We start from the raw sequence: 18,204 nt of genomic DNA on the forward strand, positions 1-18,204 counted from the left end.
CGCCCCGGCCGTGCCGGCCGGGGCGGGGGCCCGGGGACGCGCGAGCGGCCTACAGGTCGTAGTACAGCTCGAACTCGTGCGGGTGCGGGCGCAGGGCGATCGGGGCGATCTCCTGGGTGCGCTTGAAGTCGATCCAGGTCTCGATGAGGTCGGGGGTGAAGACGTTGCCGGCCAGCAGGTACTCGTGGTCGGCCTCCAGCGCCTCCAGGACGGCCGGCAGCGAGGACGGCACCTGGGGGACGTTGGCGTGCTCCTCGGGCGCGAGCTCGTAGAGGTCCTTGTCGACCGGCTCCAGCGGCTCGATCTTGTTACGGATGCCGTCCAGGCCGGCCATCAGCATGGCCGCGAAGGCCAGGTACGGGTTGGAGGCCGGGTCGGGGGCGCGGAACTCGATGCGCTTGGCCTTGGCGTTCGAGCCGGTGATCGGGATGCGGATCGCGGCCGAGCGGTTGCGCTGCGAGTAGACCAGGTTGACCGGGGCCTCGAAGCCGGGCACCAGCCGGTGGTAGGAGTTCACCGACGGGTTGGTGAAGGCCAGCAGCGAGGGGGCGTGCTTGAGCAGGCCGCCGATGTAGTAGCGGGCGGTGTCGGAGAGGCCGGCGTAGCCCTGCTCGTCGTAGAAGAGCGGGGAGCCCTCGGTCCACAGCGACTGGTGGACGTGCATGCCTGAGCCGTTGTCGCCGAAGATCGGCTTCGGCATGAAGGTGGCGGTCTTGCCGTTGCGCCAGGCGACGTTCTTGATGATGTACTTGAACAGCATCAGGTCGTCGGCGGCGTGCAGCAGGGTGTTGAACTTGTAGTTGATCTCCGCCTGGCCGGCCGTGCCGACCTCGTGGTGCTGGCGCTCGACCTCCAGCCCGGCGGCGGCCAGCTCCAGCGACATCTCGGCGCGCAGGTCGGCGAAGTGGTCGACCGGCGGCACCGGGAAGTAGCCGCCCTTGTACTTGACCTTGTAGCCGCGGGCGTCGCCCTCGGCGGAGCCGGTGTTCCAGGCGCCCGCCACGGAGTCGATGTGGTAGTACGACTCGTTGGCCGCGGTCTCGAAGCGGACCGAGTCGAAGACGTAGAACTCGGCCTCGGGGCCGAAGTACGCGGTGTCGGCGATGCCGGAGGAGGCGAGGTACGCCTCGGCCTTCTTGGCGACGTTGCGCGGGTCGCGGCTGTAGGCCTCGCCGGTCACCGGGTCCTGGATGAAGAAGTTGATGTTGAGGTGCTTCTCGGTCCGGAACGGGTCCAGCCGGGCGGTGGCGAGGTCCGGGACGAGCCCCATGTCGGACTCGTGGATCGCCTGGAAGCCGCGGATCGACGAACCGTCGAACATCAGTACTTCGGACGGGTCGAAGGTCGCCGCAGGCACCGAGAAGTGCTGCATGACGCCCGGCAGATCGCAGAACCGGACGTCGACGAACTTCACGTCGTTGTCCTGGATGAACTGCTTCACTTCGGCGGCGTTGTTGAACATCCATCCTCCTCGGCGTGCGAATGAGGCTCACCCGCATGGGCCTCACCCTAGGAATGGGCCGTTTCCGAACGGTGACCCGGTCGTTTCCTGAATGTTAACCGGCCGCGCCGAACGGGTGGCAAAGGCGTACGGGGCCGGACAAAACGCTACGCCCGCTCGGACCGTACCCCACAAGTGGTCTGGACCACTTCGGCAGCCCGACACGCGGGATTCACCCGCAGGGGGAGGCGGTGGCGGCGCGCCGCGTTCGCCCGGTTAGTGTGGATCGGTGGACACCAGACAAGCGTTGGGATCGTGGATCGACGGCCCGAAGGCCGCCGCCGAGCAGATGGGCGCCGACTTCGGCTACCGCGGTGAGCGCCTCGGACTGCCGCAGGAGGGCCCCGGCTCGGTGGCCGGACCGGGCCGCCGCATCGGCGCGCTGTTCGTCGACGGCTGGCTCGTCTCGCTGGTCTCGTACGGCCTGATCGCCCAGGGCGCCGTGGGCTCCGCCAACCTCTGGACGACGCCGCTGTTCCTCGTGGTCACCGTCCTGCTGCTGGCCACCACCGGCACGACCGTCGGCAAGCGGCTGTTCGGCCTGCGGGTGGTCCGGGCGGACGGCACCCGCGCGACCATCCCGCAGGTGCTGCTGCGAACCCTGCTGCTCTGCCTGGTGGTGCCCGCCCTGGTCTGGGACCGCGACACCCGCGGTCTGCACGACAAGGCCGTCGGCACCGTCGAGGTCCGGATGTAGTCCACGCCCCGCCCGGTCCGCACGGCCCCCGGGTCGGGGCCCGCGGTGCATGGCGACCGCCCTGCCCCGCACCGCCCGACCCGGCCCGGAACGTCGAACGGCCCCGCCGCAGGAAGTCCTGCGACGGGGCCGTTGGCGTTCAACGGGGTCGTCGGCGCGGTGGCCGACGGGGGCGGGGCCTCAGCGGACCTGGCCGCCCTTGGGCATCCGGGCGCCCTTGGGCATCGGGCCCTTGGGGATCGGCGCCTTGGAGAGCAGGTCGCCCAGCGCCCGCAGTCGGTCGTTGGTCTCGGTGACCTGGCCGGGGGTGATGGCGCGCGGCAGACGCATCAGGTGGATCTGCAGCTTCTTCAGCGGCACCTCCTCCGGCCCGGTGCCCACCACGATGTCGTGCACCGGGATGTCGCCGACCACGCGGGCCATCTTCTTCTTCTCGGAGGCCAGCAGCTGGCGCACCCGGGTCGGGTTGCCCTCGCCGATCAGCGCGATGCCGGCCCGGCCCACGGCGCGGTAGACCGCGTCCTGGCTACGGGTGACCGCCACCGGCGTGGTGCTCGCGCTCCAGCCGCGGCGGATGTTGTTCAGCACCGCGGCGACCGCGCCCGGCTGCCCCTCCATCTGCCCGAACGCAGCCCGCTCGGCGCGCCGCCCGAAGACGATCGCCATGGCCAGGAAGGCCACGATGAAGCCGAGGACGCCCAGGTAGATCGGGTGTTCGATCGCAAAGCCGATGGCGAGGAACACGCCGAAGGTCAGCAGGCCGACGCCGGCGATGATCAGGCCGATCTTGGTGTCGACCTTCTTGGTCATGATGTACGCCTGACGGATCTGCTTCAGCCGCCCGGGGTTCTCGGAGTTTTCCCTCGCCATAGGGCTCATGGTACGTGGCGTGGGCATGGGATATCCAAGCCCGGGTACCCGTTCGGTCCGAACCGTGACCGGAGCGATCCCGTACGAACGTGCTCGGTGAGGGCCCGGTGCCTGCGGGTGAGGCCCGGGTGTCGCGCTGTGACCGCTCAGCGCCGCGCCGTGGTCGGCGCGGCGGTGTGCTCGCGGTCCGCGGCGTCGCGGCGGTTCTCGCAGACCGCCCGCCAGGCGTTGCGGCGGGCCTGCTGCTGGCCGCCGGCCAGCAGCAGGCTCTCGGCCAGCCGCAGGGCGGTGCCCACCGTGCGGATTCCGACGGTACCGATCCCGACCTGCATGGTCCGGGGCTCCCCTCGTGACCGGAAGACTTCGAACGAACTCATCGTCCCCACCCCGTGTTACCAGTCCGTGACCCGAAGGTCAAAGCCCGGTGAAGCGGGGCGGGCGGCGCGGCGGGCGCCGGACACGCGGGAGGGGGCGGAGCCGCGGCCCCGCCCCCTCCCGTGGTGACGGTCAGACCGCGCTCTGCGCGCGGTGCTCCAGCGCCTGCCGGTACAGCCGGCCGGCGCGGTACGAGGAGCGCACCAGCGGGCCGGACATGACCCCGGCGAAGCCGAGCTCCTCGGCCTCCTGCTGCAGCTCGACGAACTCCTGCGGCTTGACCCAGCGCTCCACGGGGTGGTGGCGCACCGAGGGGCGCAGGTACTGGGTGATGGTGATCAGCTCACAGCCGGCCCCGACCAGGTCGGCCAGCGCCTGGCTGACCTCCTCGCGGGTCTCGCCCATGCCGAGGATCAGGTTGGACTTGGTGACCAGCCCGGCCGCGCGGGCCTGGGTGATGACGTCCAGCGAGCGCTCGTAACGGAAGGCCGGGCGGATCCGCTTGAAGATGCGCGGGACCGTCTCGACGTTGTGCGCCAGCACCTCGGGGCGGGACGAGAAGACCTCGGCCAGCTGCTCGGGGACGGCGTTGAAGTCGGGGATCAGCAGCTCCACGCCGGTGCGGCCGGTCTGGCGGTCGGCGGTCAGCGCGTGGACCTGGCGCACCGTCTCGGCGTACAGCCAGGCGCCGCCGTCCGGCAGGTCGTCGCGGGCGACACCGGTGATGGTGGCGTAGTTCAGGTCCATGGTGACGATGGACTCGGCGACCCGGCGCGGCTCGTCCCGGTCGAAGTCGGCGGGCTTGCCGGTGTCGATCTGGCAGAAGTCGCAGCGGCGGGTGCACTGGTCACCGCCGATGAGGAAGGTCGCCTCGCGGTCCTCCCAGCACTCGAAGATGTTGGGGCAGCCCGCCTCCTGGCAGACGGTGTGCAGCCCCTCCTTCTTCACCAGCGACTGGAGGGCGTTGTACTCCGGGCCCATCTTCGCGCGGGTCTTGATCCACTCGGGCTTCCGCTCGATGGGGGTCTCGCTGTTGCGGACCTCCAGGCGGAGCAGCTTCCTGCCGTCGGGTGCGACAGCGGACACGTGCGACTCCTAGAACTAGACGGGGTACCCCCAGGGTACGCCTGTGCTTGTACGGCTTTCGCCGGGCCCGTGGCCCGCAATCGCAGGGCAACAGAGCTACCGGCCGGTAGATTCCCCGCCGCCGGAGGCTCCGGGGAGCGGCGGCGGGTGTCAGCGGGCGGTCGCGGGCTCCGGCAGTTCGGCGAGGACGGCGGCCAGGTGCTTCTCGACCACCGGCAGCGCCTCGGCGACCGGGAAGCCGCGCCCCAGCTCCGAGGAGAGCGAGCCGACGCCCGCGTCCCGGATGCCGCACGGCACGATCCGGTCGAACCAGGTCATGTCCGGGTCGCAGTTGAGTGCGAAACCGTGCATGGTCACGCCCCGGGCCACCCGGACGCCGATCGCGGCGAGCTTGCGGTCGTCCCCGCGCTGCCCGGCGTTGGAGGGAGCGTACTCGGGGCCGGCCAGCCGCGGGTCGATGCCCAGCGGCAGGCCCATCCGCAGGGTGAGCGCGCCGATGTCCACCACCTGGGCCGGGTCCACCACCGCGTCCGGGAGGTCCTCGCCCAGCACCCAGACGCCGCTGCGGCCCTCGACCCGGGTGGTGGCCACGCCGACCTCGGCGGCGGCGCGGATCAGCGCCTCCTCCAGCCGGCGCACGTACGCGACCACGTCGATCGGGTCCGGCAGCTTCACGATCGGGTACCCGACCAGCTGGCCGGGGCCGTGCCAGGTGATCTCGCCGCCCCGGTTCACCTCGACCACCGGGGTGCCGTCCAGCGGCAGGTCGGCCGGGTTGGTGCGCTTGCCCATGGTGTACACCGGGGGGTGCTCCAGCAGCAGCACGGTGTCGGGGATCTCGTCCGCGACGCGCAGCGCGTGCAGCCGCTGCTGCTCCTCCCAGGCCTCCTGGTACGGGACGGCGCCCTCGCCGATGCCCATCCGTACGAAACGTACGTTCTCGCTCACCGATGCTCCTTGCCAGGCGTTCGAGACCAACCTCGCCACTGTACGCCCGACGCCGGGTGACCCGTTCGGCCGCCCGTTCGACGGGCACCCGGGACCGCACCGGCCCGCTCCGGCGCGGGGCCGAGGGCGGCCGGGGCCGGCTCGCGGGCCCGCTCAGGTGTTCGCGAGCAGCTGGAGGCGCAGGGCCAGCTGGAGCTCCAGCGAGCGCTCCGGCTGGTTCCAGTCCCGGCCGAGCAGCACCTCGACCCGGTCCAGCCGCTGCACCACGGTGTTCACGTGGACGTGCAGCTCGTCCTTGGCCCGGGTCAGCGAGCCGCCGCAGTCGAAGTAGGCCCGCAGGGTGCGGACCAGCTCGGTGCCGCGCCGGGCGTCGTACTCCAGCAGCGGACCGAGCGCGGCGCGGACGAAGCCGTCCACCTCGTGGCCGTCGCCGAGCAGCACGCCGAGGAAGCCCAGGGCGCCCGCCGAGGCGCCGTCCCCGGCCCGGCCGAGCACCTTGAGCGCCCGGACGCAGCGCAGGCCCTCCGCGTACGAGGCGGCGAGCGCGACGGGGCCGGCCGCGGGCCGTCCGGCGCCGACCGTCACCGGGAGGCCGGTCAGCCGGGCGAGGCGCTCGGCCGCGTGCTCCGCGGCCTGCTGGGCGGCGTCCGCCCCGCCCTCGTCGGGCACCAGCAGGACCACCGTGCCGCCGTGCTCGGCGCTGATGCCGCGGGAGCCGAAGAGGTGGCGCCCGGCGGCGCCGGCCAGTCGGCTGCGGTCGGCGGCGGCGCTCCCGGGGGCCCCGGCCGGTTCGGCCGCCAGCACCAGGTGCGGGCGGTTGAGGTCCACGCCGAGCCGGCGGCCGCGGGCGACCAGGCCGGCCGGGTCGCGGCCGGGGGCGGTCAGCAGGTCGGCGAGCAGCTCGCCGCGGACCCGGTTCTCGGTCTCGGCGACCGAGCGGCGCAGCAACAGGAGCAGCGCGGTCACCACGCCGGCCCGTTCGAACAGCCGCCGGTCGGCGTCGTCCAGGTCCGGCCGGCCGTGCAGGACGAGGGTGCCCAGCGGCTCCTGGCCGGCGAGCACCGCGCAGACCCAGCCGCCGCCGTGCCGAACCGCCCGGCCCTCGGTGCGGGAGGCGGCGACCGCCTCGGCGAGGCCCGCGGCGGGGGCGGGCCGGCCGGCCAGCGGGCTTCCCTCGGTGTCCAGCACGGCGGTCTCGCCGCCGAGCAGCGCGCCCACCTCGGCGGCCACGTCCGGCACCTCGGCGCCGCGCAGCACCAGGTCGGTGAGCCGGTCGTGGCCCTGTTCGGCGCGCTGGACGGCGGCGGCGTGGGCGCGGATGACCTCGTTGGCGGAGTTGAGCTCGGTGAGCGCGGCCCGGGTGTCGGCCAGCGACTTGGCGGTGTCCAGGGCGATGGCGGCGTGCGCGGCCAGCGAGCAGAGCAGCGCGACCTCGTCGGGGGAGAAGGCCCGGGCGGCCCGGTCGGCGGCGAACAGCACCCCGATCACCTGGCCGCCGATCAGCAGCGGCACCCCGATGATCGCCACCAGGCCCTCGTCGAGGACGCCCGCGTCGATGGTTTCGGTGTGCCGGAAGCGGTCGTCGGTGCGGTAGTCGGGGGTGGCGTAGGGGCGGGCGGTCTGTGCGACCAGGCCGCCGAGCCCGTCGCCGAGGCCCAGCCGCAGGGTCTGGAAGAGCACGGACACCGAGCCGTCGGTGACCCTCATATAGGTGTCGCCCGCGGCCTCGTCGGGGAGCGTCAGGTACGCGGTGTCGGTGCCGAGCAGCAGCCTGGCCCGCCGCACGATCGCCTGCAGCACGGTGTCCAGGTCGCGCGAGGCGGCGAGGTCGCCGGCGGTGTCGAACAGCGCCGTCAGCTCGGCCTCGCGGCGCCGGTGCTGACGCAGCGTGCGGTGCACCCGCAGCGCCTGCCACGTGGCGTCCTCGATCTCGCCCAGGACGGCGGCCGGGGCGCCCCGCCGGCGGGCCTCGGCGAGCACCTCGGTGAAGTCCTCGGTGGCGGCGCCGGAGGCGAGCAGGTCGAGCAGCCGGCGCAGGGCCGGCGCGGGGCCGGTGTGCAGGTCGTCCATCGGGCAGCCGCCAATCGGCAGGGTGCGGGAAGCGGCATGGTATGCCAGACGGCCCGCGGCCCGGGGCCCGCGCGGAGGCGGGCACCGGGCCGGGCACGTGGCCGTCAGACGGCGGCGGGCTTCGCCTCGACCGCCTCCCCGTCCGGGGCGGCGCTGCCCGGTTCGACCTCGGCGAGGTCGCGCCCCCGGGTCTCCCGGGCGCAGAGCACCGCGACCACGGTGATCAGGGCGGCGATCGCCACGTACACCGAGATCGGCGTGGAGCTGCCGTGCTCCTTCAGCAGTGCGGTGGCGATCAGCGGTGCGGGCGCGCCGGCCGCCACCGAGGCGAACTGGGCGCCGATCGAGGCGCCGGAGTAGCGCATCCGGGTGGCGAACATCTCGGAGAAGAAGGCCGCCTGGGGGGCGTACATCGCGCTGTGGAAGACCAGCCCGACGGTCACCGCGAGCAGCAGCGAGCCGAAGGACTTCGCGTCCACCAGGCCGAAGAAGACGAAGGCCCAGATCCCGACGCCGACCGCCCCGCCCAGGTACACCGGCTTGCGGCCGATCCGGTCGGAGAGCGCCCCGAAGACCGGGATCAGCGCGAACTGGACCGCCGAGGCGATCAGCACCGCGTTGAGCGCGGTCTGCTTCGGCAGGTGCACCTGGGTGACGGCGTAGGCCAGCACAAAGGTGGTCATCACGTAGTACGAGATGTTCTCCGCCATGCGGGCGCCCATCGCCACCAGCACCTCCCGCCAGTGGTGCCGGAGCACCGCCACCAGCGGCAGCTGCTCCGCCTTCGGGGCCGCCTCCCGGCGCGCCGCGGCCTGCGCCATGGCCTGCTTGAACAGCGGCGACTCGTCCACCGCCAGCCGGATCCACAGGCCGACCACCACCAGGCCCGCCGACAGCAGGAACGGCACCCGCCAGCCCCAGGCCAGGAAGGTCTCCTCGGACTGCACGGTGGTCAGCAGCGACAGCACCCCGGCGGCCAGCAGGTTGCCGGCCGGTGCGCCGCCCTGCGGCCAGGACGCCCAGAAGCCGCGCCTCCGCCGGTCGCCGTGCTCGGAGACGAGCAGCACCGCTCCGCCCCACTCGCCGCCCAGCGCGAAGCCCTGCACCAGCCGCAGCACCGTCAGCAGGACCGGCGCCGCGGCCCCGATCGACGCGTAGGTGGGCAGCAGCCCGATCAGCGTGGTCGAGCCGCCCATCAGCAGCAGGCTCAGCACGAGCAGCTTCTTGCGCCCGATCCGGTCGCCGTAGTGCCCGAAGACCAGCGCGCCCAGCGGCCGGGCCGCGAAGCCGATGGCGTAGGTGAGGAAGGCGAGCAGCGTGCCGGTCAGCGGGTCGCTGGTGGGGAAGAACAGCTTGCCGAACACGAGCGCGGCGGCTGTTCCGTACAGGAAGTAGTCGTACCACTCGATGGTGGTGCCGATCAGGCTGGCGCCGACGACCTTCCAGAGCGGGGAGCCCGGTCTCGCGGTGGCGGCGGGGGAACTGGCCATGGAGGGATCTCCTCGGGGGTGGCGGTGAGGGGGGAGGGTGCGCCGGAATCGGCGCCGGGGGGTCAGTGCGCGGTCCAGCCGCCGTCGACGGCGAGGCTGGCACCGGTGATGTACGAGGCGGCGGGGGAGCAGAGCCAGAGCGCGAGCTGGGCGATCTCGTCCGGTTCGATCAGCCGCTTGACGGCGGTGCGCTGGAGCATGATCCGCTCCACCACCTCGTCCTCGGGGATGCCGTGGGCGAGCGCCTGGCCGGCGATCTGGCGTTCGACGAGCGGGGTGCGGACGTAGCCGGGGTTGATGCAGTTGCTGGTGACGCCGTGCGGCGCGCCCTCCAGGGCGACCGTCTTGCTCAGCCCCTCCAGGCCGTGCTTGGCGGTGACGTACGCCGACTTGAAGGCGCTGGCCCGCAGCCCGTGGACGGAGGAGATGTTGACCACCCGGCCCCACCGCTGCGCGTACATGTGCGGCAGGGTGCGGCGCAGGATGCGGAACGGCGCCTCGACCATCACCCGCTGGATCAGGGCGAAGCGCTCGACGGGGAACTCGTGCACCGGCGCGACGTGCTGCAGCCCGGCGTTGTTGACCACGATGTCGGCGTCGTCCGGCAGGGCCTCCACCGCGTCCGGGTCGGCGAGGTCCGTGATCTGTGCGATGCCGCCGATCCGTGCGGCGAGCTCCTCGGCCGGCCCGGCCGCCAGGTCGACGACGTGGACCAGGGCGCCGGCCCCGGCGAGCGCCTCCGCACAGGCCCGGCCAATGCCGGAGGCGGCGCCGGTCACCAGGGCGGTCCGGCCGTGGAGGGGGCGGGCTGAAGTGGTGTCCATGGCCGAGAACGGTAGGAATCCGCTGGCCCGGCTCCCATGGGCTGGACCGCCACAGCACCGGCGATGACTGTGGTGGTGGGCACCATGACGCACGCCGGCGCGGCCGACGGGGGGAAACCAAACCCATGGTGCCCCCGCTTCCCCGTAATGGGCGCGGTTGCTTCACCCGTTCGGAGGATTGCTCGGTCAGAACCACCCATAGCGCCCGAATGCTCGCTACATTCACGCCGATTCCCGACAGGGGGCGTCGCCGCCGGCAGCCGAAGTGCTGGTGGAGCCGGTGCGGCGTCCGAGAGGTGTTGACTGACTATGCCCCAACGGCCTGCAACGGACAGCCCGGCGTACGGACCGCTCGACCCGCTCGACCAGCACCGGGGTCCGGTCGACCGGGCCCTTCCGGATGCCCCCGACCCCCTGACCGCCGATCGGTCGGCCGCCGATCCGCTGGCCGACGACGGCCGCGCCCCCGCGCGGCCCGCCGCGCCGGTGGTCCCCGCCGTGCCGCCCTCCGGCGGCTCCGCCGGCCCGGGCCCCCAGAACGGCCAACTCGCGGCGCTGATCGAGGAGGCCGGGTTCTCGCACGCCGGCCTGGCCCGCCGGGTCGACCAGCTCGGCCTGGAACACGGCCTCGACCTGCGCTACGACAAGACCTCGGTCACCCGCTGGCTGCGCGGCCAGCAGCCGCGCGGCGCCACCCCCGCGCTGATCGCCGAGGTCTTCACCCGCCGGCTCGGCCGCCGCCTCACCGCCCAGGACCTCGGCCTGGACGCCTGCGCCCCGGTCTACGCGGGGCTGGAGTTCGCCGAGACGCCGCAGGAGGCGGTGGACATCGTGGCGAGCATGTGGCGCAAGGACAACGGACCGCAGTCCGAACTGCGCCGGATCGCCTTCACCCCGGCCGGCCTGGTGGTGCCCAGCCGCGACTGGCTGATCGGTCGCACCGACGAGCGGGTCGCCCGGGACGGCACCACCCAGGCCGCCGCCCAGGCCCGCCCCGAGCAGCCCGTCCCCGGGGTGCCGGGAGCCGCCCCCGGTGCCGCGCCCGCCGCGGTCGGCACGCCCCCGGCGCGCGCCGCCGTCCCCGGCGGGCCGGGCGTCCGGACCTCCCCGGTGCCGCCCCCGCCGGCGGCCGGTTCCCCGGCGGCGCTCGGCCGGGTCCCGACCCAGAGCCGGCGCCCGCCGGTCGCCGTCGAGCCGCCGTACAGCGACCCGGCCCGCGAGCAGCGCCCGGCGCTGCGGGTCGGCCGGGGCGACATCGCGGCGATCCGGGCGGTCGGCGACCTCTTCCGCGCGCTGGACCACGCGTACGGCGGCGGGCACGCCCGGCAGGCCCTGGTCCGCTACCTGGAGAGCGAGGCCGAGCCGATGCTGCGCGGCCGGTACGGCGAGCAGATCGGCCGGGCGCTCTTCGGGGCGGTCGCCGACCTGACCAGGCTGGCCGGCTGGACCTCCTTCGACATCGGCGCGCACGGCCTGGCCCAGCGCTACTTCGTCCAGGCCCTGCGGCTCTCCCAGGCCGCCGGCGACCGCGCCCTCGGCGGGTACGTCCTGGTGACGATGAGCCACCAGGCCGTCCACCTCGGGCACGGCCGGGAGGCGGTTCAGCTCGCCCGGGTCGCCCAGCAGGGTGTCGGCACGGCGGTGCCGGCCGCGGTGCAGTCGCTGCTGCACGCCGCGGAGGCCCGCGGGCACGGGCTGCTCGGCGACGTCCGGGCCTGCACCACCGCGCTGGTCCGCTCCGAGCGCTCGCTCGCCGCGGCCCGGCCGGGGGACGAGCTGCCCTCCTGGGCGCGCTACTTCGACGAGGCCCAGCTCGCCGACGAGTTCGCCCACTGCTACCGGGACCTCCAGCAGTGGCGCACCGCGGCCCAGCACGCCGAGAAGTCGCTGCGGCTGCGCTCGCCCGCCTACGCCCGCAGCCGGATCTTCTGCCGGCTGGTGCTGGCCACCGCCCGGCTCGGCATGGGCGACCTCGACGAGGCGTGCACGATGGCCACCGACGCGATGCGCGCCGCCGGGGAGATGCGCTCGGCGCGCTCGCTGGAGTACGTGCGGGACTTCCACCGCCGCCTCACCCCGTACCGGGGCAGCCCGGTCGCGCGGGCCTTCGAGGAGACCGCCCGGCAGACGGGGGTGATCTGAGCGCGGACGGGCGCCGCCCGGAAGGTGGCGTCCGCCCCACGCCCTACGCCGCGGCCTCCGCCGCCCGGGCGCCGGTCGGCACGCCCAGGTCCCGGACCACGGCCAGCGCGGCCCGCCGTCCGGAGACCAGCGCGCCCTGCACGCTGCTGGTGTCCCGGTGGTCCCCGCAGACGTACAGCCCCGCCAGCAGCCGCACCGGCCGCCGGAGGTTGTGCGGCGGCGGCATCGCGGGCAGCGCGTCCGGCACGTGGCGCACGCTCAGGAAGTGCCAGCCCGAGGTGCCCGTCCCGTACAGCTCCGCGAGGCGCGCCCGCACGGCCGGCTCCAGGCCGGCCGGGCCGCCGGCGTCGAAGGAGCGCCGCCCGAGCACCGTCGTCGCCACCAGCGCCTGCCCGGCCGGGGCGTACGAGGGGTGCAGCTCGCTCAGCACCACCGAGTGCGAGACCAGCGGCGCGGCCCCGTCCGGCCGGTCGCCGTCGAGCAGCAGGACCGCTTCGCCGATCGGCGGGCGGTCGGCCGCGTGGTAGTAGGTGGTGACCGGGTGGAAGTCCGGCACCCGCAGTCCGGGCAGCAGCTCGGACGCCGAGCGGGCGCCGGTGGCCACCACCACGGCCTGCGCACCGATCCGCCCGTGCCCAGCGGTCTCCACGCCGTCCGCCGCGATCGAGGTGACCCGCACCCCGGTCCGGACGGTGCCGGCGGGCAGCGAGGCGGCCAGCTGGGCCGGGACCGCCGCGATGCCGCCGGCGGGCAGACAGAGCCGGCCGCGCGCGTACGAGCGGAGCACCAGGTCGGCGATCCGGCTGCTGGTGCCGAGCGCCGGATCGGCGAGCAGGGCGGTGAGCAGCGGGCGCAGGAAGCCGTCCACGGTGCGCGGTGACGGCCCGCGTTCGGTGAGCGCGCGGGCGGTGGTGGTCTCCGGCCGGGCGAGCAGCCGGGAGGCCGGGGTCGCCGCGAGCCGGCTCAGCCAGTTGCCGAGCCGGGCCTTGTCCAGCGGACTGCCCAGCGGGGCCCGGACGGTGGCGTGCCGGGCGGCCGGCAGGTGGGGGTCGCCGGCCCGGTAGCGGCGGCCGGCGCTGTGCACCAGGACGCCGGGTGCGAGCGGGCGCAGTTCGAGGCGGTCCAGGTCGAGCCGGTGGCGCAGCTCGGGGTACGCGGTGTTGAGCAGGTGGATGCCGTGGTCGAGCCGGAAGCCGTCCAGTTCGCGGGTGGCGGTCCGGCCGCCGATCCGGTCGGTGGCTTCCAGGACCTGGACGGTCAGTCCGTGGCCGGTCAGCTCGCGGGCGGCGGTCAGGCCCGCGAGTCCGGCGCCGACCACGACGACGTCCGGGTCGGACTGTCGGCGGGTGCGGCGGGTGAAGTCGTACGTGGGCACGGGCGTGCTCCCTCCCTGGTTTCCGGGGCTCCGGCCGACGCGGGTGGCGAGGTGCCGGGCACGGTCCGTCGATGTGATGCCCAGTCAGTGCGACTGTCAGACAGGACGTTCGGCCCGTATCCAGGGGTCGGGAGCGGTGGGGAGGTGCGGTGCGCGGGGGCGGTCACGGACAGTGCGCGACAGCGCGTCCGAGCGGCCGGGTTCTGGTCCGACGGGCGCGCACGGTCACCGGGGGCGCGAAGCGCGCCCGCACTGTGCTCCCGTGCGCCCCCTTCCGGACCCCCCTGGGCATATGCCCAGGGCACGACCTGCGATTACAGGGCCGCCCGCACCGCGTCGTCCACCTCCGGGTGGGCGAACCGGAACCCGGCCTCCAACAACCGCTTGGGCACCACCCGGTGGCTGCCGGTCACCTCCACCGCGAGCTCGCCCAGCACCGCCTTCATCGCGAACTCCGGCACCGGAAGCAGCGCCGGCCGCCCGAGCACCCGGCCCAGCGAGGCCGTCAGCTCGGCATTGGTCACCGGGTTCGGAGCGGCGAGGTTGAACGCCCCCGCCAGGTCCTCCCGGTCGAGCAGGAAGCGGAACGCCGCCACCTCGTCGGCCAGCGAGATGAAGCTCCAGTACTGCCGCCCCGAACCCAGCCGCCCGCCCAGGCCCAGCTTGAACAGCGGGAACAGCCGCGCCCCGGCGCCGCCCCCGGTCGCCAGCACCAGGCCGGTCCGCGGGTGCACCACCCGGACCCCGGCCTCCTCGGCCGGCCGCGCGGCGGCCTCCCACTCCACGCACACCCGGGCCAGGAAGTCGTCACCGGCCGGGGCCTCCTCGTCGATCACCCGGTCCCCGGTCTGCCCGTACACGCCCACCGCGGACGCCGAGATCAGCACCCGGGGCGGCTCGTCGAGCTCCGCCAGCGCCCCCGCCAGGGTCCGGGTGCCCAGCACCCGGCTGTCGCGGATCTCCCGCTTGTACGCCTCCGTCCACCGGTGGTCGCCGACCCCGGCCCCGGCCAGGTGCACCACCGCGCCGACCCCGGCCAGCCCGGCCCGGTCGATCTCCCCCTGCTGCGGGTTCCACCCCACCCCGGTCGTCCCGTCCGCCTGCGGCCCGGTCCGCGACCGGTGCCGCACCAGCCGCACCACCTCGTGCCCGTCCGCCAGCAGCGACGTGACGAGCGCCGCCCCGATCAACCCCGTCGACCCACTCACCGCAATACGCATCCGCCCATCCTCCCAGCCCCCCGCCCGCCCCCACCCGCACGCCGCGCACCCGCTGCGCCCATTCCCCGCCCGCCCCGCCGCAGCCACCTCAGGGGCCCCGCCCCCGGCCCCGGCGCAAGCCGCTCCCTCCGCCCCACAGGCCCCCGAGGCCCCTCAAAACTCATAGGAATCATCGGATACGTCTGATTAGCATGGCGCGCATGCACGAGGAAGAACTCACCATCCGTCCCGCCCGCGTCGAGGACGAGGCGGGCCTCTCCGAGCTCAACCGGGCCGCCTGGTCGTGGCTGAGCGACGTCGCCCCGCAGCCGGAGGCCGGCGCGGCGGTGTTCGACGAGCGCCACGCCCCGGAGCAGTTCCTGCTCGCCGTGCTCGGCGAGCGCATCGTCGGCTACGTCCGGGTCGTCCCGCCGACGCCGCTGGCGAGCAACCGGCACGTGCGCCAGATCCAGGGCCTGGCCGTCGACGCGTCGGTCCGCGGCCGTGGTGTGGGCCGGGCGCTGGTGGAGGCCGGCTGCACCGCGGCCCGCGCGTCGGGTGCCCGCCGGATCACCCTGCGGGTGCTGGGCCACAACGCCCCCGCCCGCCGGCTGTACGAGCGCTGCGGCTTCGTCGTCGAGGGTTCGCTCACCGAGGAGTTCCTGTTGGACGGGCGGTACGTGGACGACCTCTGGATGGCCCGCCGCCTGGTCGACTGAGCCGTGCGGTGCCCGGCCCGCCCGCACCGGCGTGGTTACTGATGCGGCGTCAGGTCGGTGGCGCGGGTGGTGCCAAGTCGTAACAGACCCGTCCTGTCTGGACCACATCCGTGCCGGGTACGGTACCCAGGTGAGCAACTCGACGCCTCCCGGGTGGTACCCGGTACCGGGTACGGACGGCGCGGCCAGCCATGAGCGCTGGTGGGACGGCAGCGCCTGGACCAGTGACGTGCGCCCCGTCCAAGCGGGCGGCGCGCAGCTCGCCGACGTCCCGACGCAGAGCTGGCAGGGCCAGCAGCCGGCCGCGGCGCCCGCGCCGCCGTCGTACGGCTACGGAGCACCGCAGCAGGGCGGGGCCGGGTACGGCTACCCGCAGCAGGGCGCGGGCTACGGCTACCCGCCGGTCCAGCAGCCGAAGAAGATCAACACCGGGGTGGTCGTCGCGATCGTGCTCGCGGTGCTGGTCGCCACCGGTGTCGCGGTGGGCTTCGCGCTGAGCGGGGACGACAAGAAGGACCCGCCGCCACCGCCGGTCCCGACCAGTAGCTCGCCCGGTCCGACGGTGAGCAGCAGTCCCAGCCCGACGCGTCCGACGCCGACCCCGACGACCCCGAAGCCGACCCCGGCGCCGGTGCCGACCGGCACGGTGACCGACAAGCAGCACAGCATCACCGTCCCGGTGTTCTCCGGCTGGGAGGCGCGCACCGACACCGAGCACTCGACGGTGTACCTGTCCAGCGGTCCGTACACCTGCGCGGGCGGCCAGTCGTGCATCCGCGGCCAGTTCTCGATCGGCAAGGACAAGGTGCAGGCTGCCACCGCGAAGGAGGCGGCCGAGAAGGCGATGCCGGGCTACGCGGGGACGATCTTCGCGGGCCTGACCTCGCACACCGACGCCGATTCGGGGTCGACCACGGTGGCGGGCGTGAGCGCGTACGCGGTGCGCTGGCACGTGAAGACCTCGGACGGCGCCCAGGGCTACGTGCTGATGGTGGCGGCCCCGGTGAAGGGAGGCGGCTACGTGCTGCTGAACGGCGGGGTGGACGACGACCCGCTGGCGCCGCCGCCCTCGGTGCTGGACGCCATCGTCAAGGGCATCAAGCAGGACCTCAGCGAGGGCTCCGGCTCGGGTTCCGGCACCTGATCGGACGGTCCCGGTACCCGACCGGTCCCGGTACCCGACCGGGCGGTTCCGGCGCCGGACCGGCCGGTCCGCTCAGTCCCCGTAGCGCTCCCACAGCTTGGGGAAGCGTTTCGCCATCGCCTCGGCGTCGTCGAAGTCCAGGGCGGCGCCCGACGGCCGCGCGGGCTGCCGCTCCCCGACCTCGGGCAGCGGCAGCCCGGTCAGCTGCTCGTACGCCTCGTCGGCCGCGTAGCCGATCTCCTCGGCCTCGCCGTCCTCCTCCTCGTCGAACTCGGGGAGCAGGTCGGCGAGGTCGTCCGGTTCGTGCAGGGCGCCCTCGAAGACGTCCCGGCCCTGGCCGATGAGCCAGCAGCGGAAGTAGTCGAAGGTGTCCTCGGAGGCACCGTCGAGCAGCAGGTACGCGGCGCCCCACAGGTCGATCCGGTACGCCCGCTGGAAGCGCGCCTCGAACAGCCGGGCGAAGTCGATGACGTCGTCCGGCGTCAGCGCGCCGAGGCGTTCGACCAGCCGGTCGGCCTGTTCGTCGGGGTCGCCCTCGGCGGCGTCCCTGGTCTCGTCGATGATCTGCCAGAAGTCGGTCTCGTCCATCACCGCTCCAGCATCCCTGCTCGTCCGGCCCGACGCATGCGATGACCCGCGGAACACGCGGAACCCCGCGCCGTCCGTGGACGGCGCGGGGTTCCGTACTGCGGGGTGCCTGCGGGCTCCTTACAGGCCGAGCTCGACCTCGAACTCGCCGGCCTCCAGGATCTCCTTGACGGCCACCAGGTAGCGGGCGGCGTCGGCGCCGTCCACCAGGCGGTGGTCGTAGGAGAGCGACAGGTAGGTCATGTCGCGGATGCCGATGGCGGTGCCGCCGTCGGCCTCGATGACCACCGGGCGCTTGACGGTGGCGCCGATGCCCAGGATGGCGGCCTGGTTCGGCGGCACGATGACGGTGTCGAACAGCGCACCGCGCGAGCCGGTGTTGCTGATGGTGAAGGTCGCACCGGACAGCTCGTCCGGGGTGATCTTGCTGTCGCGGACCTTGGCGGCCAGCTCGGCGGTCTTCTTCGAGATGCCGGCGATGTTGAGGTCGCCCGCACCCTTGATGACCGGGGTCATCAGACCCTTCTCGGAGTCCACCGCGATACCGATGTTCTCGGTGTCGAAGTAGGTGATGGTGCCCTCGGCGTCGTTGATCCGGGCGTTGACGACCGGGTGGCTCTTCAGCGCCTGGGCGGCGGCCTTGACGAAGAACGGCATCGGGGAGAGCTTGACGCCCTCGCGGGCCAGGAAGGACTCCTTGGCCTTGCCGCGCAGCGACATGATCTTGGTGAGGTCCACCTCGACCACGCTGGTCAGCTGGGCCTGCTCGTGCAGGGCCTTCATCATGTTGTCGCCGATGACCTTGCGCATGCGGGTCATCTTGACCGTCTGGCCGCGCAGCGGGGACGGCGCGGCGGCGGCCTTGGGCGCAGCGGCCGGAGCGGCGGCGACCGGGGCCGGGGCGGCCTTCGCGGCCTCGGCGGCGGCGAGGACGTCCTGCTTGCGGATGCGACCGCCGACGCCGGTGCCGGCGACGGCGGCGAGCGCGACACCGTGCTCGGCGGCGAGCTTGCGCACCAGCGGGGTGACGTAGGCGTCACCGGCGTCGGCGGCCGGGGCGGCGGCCGGCGCGGCCGGGGCGACCGGAGCCGGAGCGGCGGCGACCGGGGCAGCCGGGGCCAGCGCCGGGGCGTCGACCGGGGCCGGGGCAGCGGGAGCGGCCGGAGCGGCAACGGC

The 18,204-nt window shown here is 74.1% G+C and carries 16 protein-coding genes; 4 read left to right on the plus strand and 12 right to left on the minus strand.

Going from position 1 to position 18,204, the window contains the following annotated elements; all coding sequences use genetic code 11:
• Nucleotides 1-49: 49 nt before the first annotated feature.
• Complete coding sequence (gene glnA, locus ACWGB8_RS33240) at nucleotides 50-1,462, minus strand: type I glutamate--ammonia ligase (RefSeq protein ID WP_452217364.1); 1,413 nt, start codon at nucleotides 1,460-1,462, stop codon at nucleotides 50-52.
• 268 nt (nucleotides 1,463-1,730) lie between these two features.
• Between glnA and ACWGB8_RS33245 the strand changes: the two genes are divergently transcribed.
• Nucleotides 1,731-2,198 (plus strand): RDD family protein, encoded by a 468-nt coding sequence (locus ACWGB8_RS33245; RefSeq protein WP_452217365.1) that lies wholly within the window; start codon nucleotides 1,731-1,733, stop codon nucleotides 2,196-2,198.
• 180 nt (nucleotides 2,199-2,378) lie between these two features.
• On the opposite strand, the gene ACWGB8_RS33250 is transcribed toward ACWGB8_RS33245, so the two are convergent.
• From ACWGB8_RS33250 to ACWGB8_RS33280, 7 genes are all read right to left on the minus strand, one after another.
• On the minus strand, nucleotides 2,379-3,068 hold the full coding sequence (locus ACWGB8_RS33250; RefSeq protein WP_452217366.1) for a DUF4191 domain-containing protein: 690 nt from the start codon (nucleotides 3,066-3,068) through the stop codon (nucleotides 2,379-2,381).
• Nucleotides 3,069-3,214: 146 nt separating this feature from the next.
• A complete protein-coding gene (locus tag ACWGB8_RS33255) occupies nucleotides 3,215-3,400 on the minus strand; it encodes a hypothetical protein (RefSeq protein WP_452217367.1) in 186 nt (61 codons plus the stop codon).
• Nucleotides 3,401-3,575: 175 nt separating this feature from the next.
• A complete protein-coding gene (gene lipA, locus ACWGB8_RS33260) occupies nucleotides 3,576-4,529 on the minus strand; it encodes a lipoyl synthase (protein WP_452217368.1) in 954 nt (317 codons plus the stop codon).
• Between the two features lie 150 nt (nucleotides 4,530-4,679).
• On the minus strand, nucleotides 4,680-5,450 hold the full coding sequence (lipB, locus tag ACWGB8_RS33265) for a lipoyl(octanoyl) transferase LipB (RefSeq protein ID WP_452217379.1): 771 nt from the start codon (nucleotides 5,448-5,450) through the stop codon (nucleotides 4,680-4,682).
• 180 nt (nucleotides 5,451-5,630) lie between these two features.
• Complete coding sequence (locus ACWGB8_RS33270; RefSeq protein WP_452217369.1) at nucleotides 5,631-7,547, minus strand: helix-turn-helix domain-containing protein; 1,917 nt, start codon at nucleotides 7,545-7,547, stop codon at nucleotides 5,631-5,633.
• A 104-nt stretch (nucleotides 7,548-7,651) separates the two neighbouring features.
• Nucleotides 7,652-9,037, minus strand: a complete 1,386-nt coding sequence (locus ACWGB8_RS33275; protein WP_452217370.1) for an MFS transporter — start codon at nucleotides 9,035-9,037, stop codon at nucleotides 7,652-7,654.
• 62 nt (nucleotides 9,038-9,099) lie between these two features.
• A complete protein-coding gene (locus ACWGB8_RS33280) occupies nucleotides 9,100-9,861 on the minus strand; it encodes a 3-hydroxybutyrate dehydrogenase (protein WP_452217371.1) in 762 nt (253 codons plus the stop codon).
• 309 nt (nucleotides 9,862-10,170) lie between these two features.
• Here ACWGB8_RS33280 and ACWGB8_RS33285 point away from each other — a divergent pair, with 309 nt between their 5' ends.
• The gene (locus ACWGB8_RS33285; protein WP_452217372.1) at nucleotides 10,171-12,003 is read left to right on the plus strand and encodes a regulator; all 1,833 of its coding nucleotides are present in this window, start codon (nucleotides 10,171-10,173) and stop codon (nucleotides 12,001-12,003) included.
• Between the two features lie 43 nt (nucleotides 12,004-12,046).
• On the opposite strand, the gene ACWGB8_RS33290 is transcribed toward ACWGB8_RS33285, so the two are convergent.
• Nucleotides 12,047-13,378 (minus strand): NAD(P)/FAD-dependent oxidoreductase, encoded by a 1,332-nt coding sequence (locus ACWGB8_RS33290; protein WP_452217373.1) that lies wholly within the window; start codon nucleotides 13,376-13,378, stop codon nucleotides 12,047-12,049.
• A 314-nt stretch (nucleotides 13,379-13,692) separates the two neighbouring features.
• Nucleotides 13,693-14,598, minus strand: coding sequence for a TIGR01777 family oxidoreductase (locus ACWGB8_RS33295; protein ID WP_452217374.1), 906 nt, complete (start codon nucleotides 14,596-14,598; stop codon nucleotides 13,693-13,695).
• A gap of 200 nt (nucleotides 14,599-14,798) precedes the next feature.
• On the opposite strand from ACWGB8_RS33295, the gene ACWGB8_RS33300 reads away from it, so the two are divergent.
• On the plus strand, nucleotides 14,799-15,296 hold the full coding sequence (locus tag ACWGB8_RS33300) for an N-acetyltransferase family protein (protein ID WP_452217375.1): 498 nt from the start codon (nucleotides 14,799-14,801) through the stop codon (nucleotides 15,294-15,296).
• 130 nt (nucleotides 15,297-15,426) lie between these two features.
• Nucleotides 15,427-16,440 (plus strand): DUF2510 domain-containing protein, encoded by a 1,014-nt coding sequence (locus ACWGB8_RS33305; protein ID WP_452217376.1) that lies wholly within the window; start codon nucleotides 15,427-15,429, stop codon nucleotides 16,438-16,440.
• Nucleotides 16,441-16,512: 72 nt separating this feature from the next.
• Here ACWGB8_RS33305 and ACWGB8_RS33310 read toward each other — a convergent pair whose 3' ends face one another.
• The gene (locus ACWGB8_RS33310) at nucleotides 16,513-17,028 is read right to left on the minus strand and encodes a DUF4240 domain-containing protein (RefSeq protein ID WP_452217377.1); all 516 of its coding nucleotides are present in this window, start codon (nucleotides 17,026-17,028) and stop codon (nucleotides 16,513-16,515) included.
• A gap of 120 nt (nucleotides 17,029-17,148) precedes the next feature.
• Nucleotides 17,149-18,204 (minus strand): 2-oxoglutarate dehydrogenase, E2 component, dihydrolipoamide succinyltransferase (gene sucB / locus ACWGB8_RS33315; protein ID WP_452217378.1); only part of this gene is annotated, 1,056 nt, incomplete at its 5' end.

The organism is Kitasatospora sp. NPDC054939 (assembly GCF_053610105.1).